The 3,193-nt window shown below is 70.6% G+C and carries 3 protein-coding genes; all 3 read right to left on the bottom strand.

The genetic code is table 11. The features are described from left to right. Window positions 1-1,485 (bottom strand): glucose-6-phosphate isomerase (gene pgi, locus GTY47_RS33595; protein WP_010043076.1); only part of this gene is annotated, 1,485 nt, incomplete at its 3' end. Beyond that, window positions 1,478-2,413 (bottom strand): glucose-6-phosphate dehydrogenase assembly protein OpcA, encoded by a 936-nt coding sequence (gene opcA, locus GTY47_RS33590; protein ID WP_010043074.1) that lies wholly within the window; start codon window positions 2,411-2,413, stop codon window positions 1,478-1,480. The genes opcA and pgi, both read right to left, overlap by 8 nt. Next, the coding region (locus GTY47_RS33585; protein WP_010043072.1) for a glucose-6-phosphate dehydrogenase at window positions 2,410-3,193 on the bottom strand (784 nt) is incomplete at its 5' end. The genes GTY47_RS33585 and opcA, both read right to left, overlap by 4 nt.

Below are 3,193 nucleotides of genomic sequence, written 5' to 3'. Positions count from 1 at the left end.
CTTGTGCTCGTAGAGGGCGACCAGCTGGCCGAGGACCGACGGGGTCAGCTCGGTGGCCAGGATCGTCGTGGTGGGGTGGTTGCCCCGGAACGTGCGGTGCGGCACCTGCTCCTCGGGCACGCCCTCGGCCCGCACCTCCTCGGCGGTGTTGCCGAAGGCGAGCGCCTGCCCCTGCGCGAACAGGTTGGCCATCAGCAGGTCGTGCTGCGCCTTCAGTTCGTCGCTGAGCTCGGCGACGGGCCGAGCGAAGCCGATCAGGTCGGCGGGGATGAGCTTGGTGCCCTGGTGGATCAGCTGGTAGTAGGCGTGCTGCCCGTTGGTGCCGGGCGTGCCCCACACGACCGGACCCGTCTGCCACTGAACGGGACGGCCGTCGCGGTCCACCGACTTGCCGTTGGACTCCATGTCGAGCTGCTGGAGGTAGGCGGTGAACTTCGACAGGTAGTGGCTGTACGGCAGGACGGCGTGCGACTGCGCGCCGTGGAAGTTGCCGTACCAGATGCCGAGCAGGCCCATCAGGAGCGGGGCGTTGGCCTCCGCGGGGGCGTTGCGGAAGTGCTCGTCGACGATGCGGAAGCCGTCGAGCATCTCCCGGAAGCGGTCCGGCCCGATCGCGATCATCAGGGACAGGCCGATCGCGGAGTCGTACGAGTAGCGGCCGCCGACCCAGTCCCAGAACTCGAACATGTTGTCGACGTCGATACCGAACTCGGCGACCTTCTCCGCGTTCGTCGACAGGGCGACGAAGTGCCTGGCCACCGCCTTCTCGTCGCCCTCCAGGCCGTTCAGCAGCCAGGAGCGCGCCGAGGTCGCGTTGGTGATGGTCTCGATCGTGGTGAAGGTCTTGGACGCGACGATGAACAGCGTCTCCGACGGGTCCAGGTCGCGCGTGGCCTCGTGCAGGTCGGAGCCGTCCACGTTCGACACGAAGCGGAACGTCAGCTCCCGGGCGGTGAACGGCCGCAGCGCCTCGTAGGCCATCGCCGGGCCGAGGTCCGAGCCGCCGATGCCGATGTTGACGACGTTCCGGATCCGCTTGCCGGTGTGCCCGGTCCACTCACCCGAGCGCACCCGGTCCGCGAAGGCGGCCATCTTGTCGAGCACGGCGTGCACACCCGGGACGACGTTCTCGCCGTCGACCTCGATCACGGCGTCCCGAGGGGCGCGCAGCGCGGTGTGCAGTACGGCCCGGTTCTCGGTGACGTTGATCTTCTCGCCGCGGAACATGGCGTCGCGCAGCCCGAACACGTCGGTGGCGGTGGCCAGCTCCTGGAGCAGGGCCAGCGTCTCGTCGGTGACCAGGTGCTTGGAGTAGTCGATGCGCAGGTCGCCCACGTGCACGACGTAGCGCTCGGCGCGCCCCGGGTCCGCCGCGAACAGCTCACGCAGATCCGGCTGCGGCAGGGCGTCCGTGCGGTGGTCCTCCAGTGCGGTCCACTCGGGCCGCCGGGTGAGCTCGGGGGATCCGGAGGGGGAGTCAGACATGAGCAGGGGTCTCCTCGGTTGCCTCGCCGTTGAGGGCGATGGCGTACATCTCGTCGGCGTCGAGGCGCCGCAGCTCCTCGGCGATGAGTTCGGAGGTGGCACGGACCTTCAGCGCGAGGGTGCGCGACGGCTGGCCCGGCAGGGTCAGCGTGGCCAGCGGCCCCTCGGGGCGGTCGATGACGATCTCGCCGTTCTCCGTGCCCAGCCGGACCGCCGTCACCACCGGCCCGGCGGTGACCACCCTGTCGACCCGGACGTGCAGCCGCGCCTCCAGCCAGCGGGCCAGCAGCTCGGCGGCCGGGTTCTCGGCCTCGGCCTCCACGGCCGCCGAGATCACCTTCGCCCGGGCCTGGTCCAGCGCCGCCGCCAGCATCGAGCGCCAGGGCGTCAGCCGGGTCCAGGCGAGGTCGGTGTCGCCGGGCGCGTAGGAGCGGACCCGGCTCTCCAGCATCTCCAGGGGGTTCTCCACGGCGTACAGGTCGGTGATGCGCCGCTGGGCCAGCGCCCCGAGCGGGTCCTTCGAGGGCACCTCCGGCGCCTCCATGGGCCACCACACCACCACCGGCGCGTCCGGCAGCAGCAGCGGCAGCACCACCGAGTCGGCGTGGTCGGACACCTCGCCGTAGGTCCGCAGCACCACGGTCTCGCCGGTGCCGGCGTCGGCGCCGACCCGGACCTCTGCGTCCAGGCGGGACTGGGTGCGGTCGCGCGGGGTGCGGGCGTGCCGCTTGATGACGACCAGGGTGCGCGAGGGGTGCTCGTGCGAGGCCTCCTCGGCCGCCTTGATCGCGTCGTAGGCGTTCTCCTCGTCCGTGACGATCACCATCGTCAGGACCATGCCCACGGCGGGCGTGCCGATGGCCCGGCGGCCCTGCACCAGCGCCTTGTTGATCTTGCTTGCCGTGGTGTCGGTCAGGTCGATCTTCATGGCCTGCGCCAGCTCCGTCCGTCTCGTGCGAGCATCTCGTCGGCTTCCGCGGGTCCCCAACTGCCCGAGGCGTACTGCGCGGGCCGGCCGTGCGTGGCCCAGTACTGCTCGATCGGGTCGAGGATCTTCCAGGACTCTTCCACTTCCTGGTGACGGGGGAACAGGTTGGCGTCGCCCAGGAGGACGTCAAGGATCAGCCGTTCGTACGCCTCGGGGCTCGATTCGGTGAACGACTCGCCGTAGGCGAAGTCCATCGTCACGTCCCGGATCTCCATCGACGTACCCGGCACCTTGGAGCCGAACCGCACCGTCATGCCCTCGTCCGGCTGGACGCGGATGACGATCGCGTTCTGGCCCAGCTCCTCGGTCGCCGTGGAGTCGAAGGGGGAGTGCGGCGCGCGCTGGAACACCACCGCGATCTCCGTCACCCGGCGGCCCAGCCGCTTGCCGGTGCGCAGGTAGAACGGCACGCCCGCCCAGCGGCGGTTGTCCACCTGGAGCTTGATCGCGGCGTAGGTGTCGGTCGAGGAGGCCTGGTCGATCCCCTCCTCCTCCAGATAGCCGCGGACCTTCGTGCCGCCCTGCCAGGCCGCCGCGTACTGACCGCGCACGGTGTGCCTGCCCAGGTCCTCCGGCAGCCGCACGGCCCGCAGCACCTTCAGCTTCTCGGTGAGCAGCGACGCCGCGTCGAAGGCGGCGGGCTCCTCCATCGCGGTGAGCGCCATCAGCTGCAGGAGGTGGTTCTGGATGACGTCACGGGCCGCGCCGATGCCGTCGTAG

Origin of the sequence: Streptomyces sp. SID5464 (assembly GCF_009862985.1) — a bacterium.
Lineage (GTDB): Bacteria > Actinomycetota > Actinomycetes > Streptomycetales > Streptomycetaceae > Streptomyces > Streptomyces chartreusis_D.
This window is presented reverse-complemented; position numbering and strand designations above follow the sequence as displayed.